The organism is Rhizobacter sp. P1_G5 (assembly GCF_056405435.1).
On record NZ_JBFUCB010000804.1, the window covers coordinates 1 to 2,300 of the forward strand.

Below are 2,300 nucleotides of genomic sequence, written 5' to 3' on the forward strand. Positions count from 1 at the left end.
GGGGAGATAGTCCATKCGCGCGGTGATCACGCGCACGGTGCCCGGCACCAGTTCGGCGGGGCGGGCGCGCTTCAGGCCATGCGCGGCCATGTAGCCCATCTCGCCATGGAAACCGTCGCGCAGCCACGCCAGAAGCCCTGCCTCGGCGGAGGACAGATCCACATCGGCGACGCCGATCTGTGAAAATCCGAGCGCGAGGCCCCAGTCGCGCAGCTGCGCGACCAGGCCATCACCGTCCAACTGCTGAGCTTCGGTCATTTGACGATTCTAGAAACCCGATCGCTGCCCTGGCCCGACGAGGCCGCCTGCGCCGCCACCGCGCAGCGGCTGGCGGCGCATCCCTCGCTGCGCCATGCCTTCATCGAACTGCACGGCCCGCTGGGGGCCGGCAAGACCACCTTCACGCGCCACCTGCTGCAGGCGCTCGGCGTCACCGGGCGCATCAAGAGCCCGACGTATGCGGTGATGGAGCAGTATCCGCTGCCGGGCGCACCGGTCATCTCGCATTTCGATTTCTACCGCTTCGAGGATCCGCAGGAGTTCGAGGACGCGGGCTTCCGCGACGTGTTCGGTGCCCCTGGGCTGAAGATCGCCGAGTGGCCGGAGAAGGCACAGGAGCTGCTTCCCGTGGCCGATCTGCGGATCGACATCGCGTTCGATGACGTTGACGCGGGCGAAGAGGGTGGGGGGCCGCGCCGCGTGCGCCTGGCCGCGCAGACGCCGCTCGGCGTGGAGCTGCTGGCATGAAGCGGCGCGCTGCGCTGCAAGGCCTCGGCAGCCTCGTGCTGCTGCTCGGCGCCAACGAGCTCGCGTTCGGCGCAACCATCGTCGCGGTGCGCGTCTGGCCGGCCGCCGACTACACCCGCGTGACGCTCGAGTCCGACTCGGCGCTGTCGGTCAAGCACTTCCTGGCCGAGAACCCGAACCGGCTGGTGATCGACATCGATGGGCTGGAGCTCAGTCCCGCGCTGCGCGAACTGGTGGGCAAGGTGCGTTCCGACGATCCGTTCATCGGCGGCGTGCGGGTCGGGCAGAACCAGCCGCGCGTCGTGCGCCTGGTGATCGACCTGAAGCAGGCGACCGCGCCGCAGCTGTTCACGCTGGCGCCGGTGGCGGCCTACCAGCACCGGCTGGTGTTCGACCTCTATCCGACCGAGGAGCGTGATCCGCTGCTCACGCTGATCAAGGACAAGGAGCAGGCCGAGCAGCGTGCGGCCCAGGAGGTGCAGGACGCCCTCGGCGAGTTCATCGGCAAGATCGGCCGGCCGCCGGACGTGAACATCAAGCCGCTGCCGGCGCCGGCGCCATCGCAGCCGCCGGTGGCCGCGGCCTCGCAGCCGCATGGCGGGCCGCTGGCGTCCGGTGCCGCCACGGTGCCGCCGATGTCGCAGGGGCGCATCGACCGGCTGATCATCGTCGCGCTCGACCCCGGCCATGGGGGCGAGGACCCGGGCGCGAGCGGTCCGAGCGGGCTGCACGAGAAAGACGTGGTGCTGCAGGTGGCGCTGAAACTGCGCGACCGCATCAACGGGCTGCCGGGCTTTCGCGCGATGATGACCCGCGACGCCGACTTCTTCGTGCCGCTGCAGGACCGGGTGCGCAAGGCGCGGCGCGTGCAGGCCGACCTGTTCGTGTCGATCCATGCCGATGCCTTCCTGACGCCGAAGGCGCGCGGCGCCTCGGTGTTCGCGCTGTCGCAGCACGGCGCGAGCAGCTCGGCGGCGCGCTGGATGGCCGACAAGGAGAACGCTGCCGACATGGTGGGCGGCGTCAACTTCAAGGCCAAGGACGCCGCGGTGCTGCGCGCGATGCTCGACATGAGCACGACCGCGCAGATCAAGGACAGCATGAAGCTCGGCAGCGAGGTGCTGGGCCAGATCGGCAAGGTCGGCAAGCTGCACAAGGGCAGCGTCGAGCAGGCCGGCTTCGCGGTGCTGAAGGCCCCCGACATCCCGTCGATCCTGGTCGAGACGGCCTTCATCTCGAACCCGGAAGAAGAAGCCAAGCTGCGCGACCCGCAGTACCAGCTGCAGCTGGTCGACGCGCTGACCACCGGGATCCGGCGCTACTTCGCGAAGAACCCGCCTCTCGCAAGGCAACGCCAGCTGTGAATCACGCTGTCTGGGCCCGCCGCGCTTTCCACGCCCCGAACAGCACCAGCAGCCCCGGCAGCAGGATCGCCCCCCAGATGATCTTGTCGAGGTGCTCCTTGACCCACGGGATGTTGCCGAACAGGTAGCCGGCCAGCGTCACGCCGCCGACCCACAGCACCGCGCCCGACACGTCGTACAGCGTGAACT

2 protein-coding genes and 2 pseudogenes are annotated in these 2,300 nt (G+C 69.5%); 2 read left to right on the plus strand and 2 right to left on the minus strand.

The genetic code is table 11. From position 1 onward, the window contains the following. Nucleotides 1-258: pseudogene (locus tag AC1D12_RS31295) on the minus strand (tRNA epoxyqueuosine(34) reductase QueG); the annotation flags it as partial. On the opposite strand from AC1D12_RS31295, the gene tsaE reads away from it, so the two are divergent. Both tsaE and AC1D12_RS31305 read left to right on the plus strand, forming a co-directional pair. Continuing rightward, nucleotides 259-747, plus strand: coding sequence for a tRNA (adenosine(37)-N6)-threonylcarbamoyltransferase complex ATPase subunit type 1 TsaE (gene tsaE, locus AC1D12_RS31300; RefSeq protein WP_477826088.1), 489 nt, complete (start codon nucleotides 259-261; stop codon nucleotides 745-747). It begins immediately after the preceding pseudogene. After that, on the plus strand, nucleotides 744-2,111 hold the full coding sequence (locus tag AC1D12_RS31305; RefSeq protein WP_477845084.1) for an N-acetylmuramoyl-L-alanine amidase: 1,368 nt from the start codon (nucleotides 744-746) through the stop codon (nucleotides 2,109-2,111). The genes tsaE and AC1D12_RS31305 overlap by 4 nt, the downstream gene beginning before the upstream one ends. A gap of 1 nt (nucleotide 2,112) precedes the next feature. Here AC1D12_RS31305 and AC1D12_RS31310 read toward each other — a convergent pair. After that, nucleotides 2,113-2,300: pseudogene (locus AC1D12_RS31310) on the minus strand (hypothetical protein); the annotation flags it as partial.

Bases quoted from the DNA above. Each gene is read 5' to 3' on its own strand.
- AC1D12_RS31305 (WP_477845084.1), top strand. From the start codon at position 744: ATGAAGCGGCGCGCTGCGCTGCAAGGCCTCGGCAGCCTCGTGCTGCTG.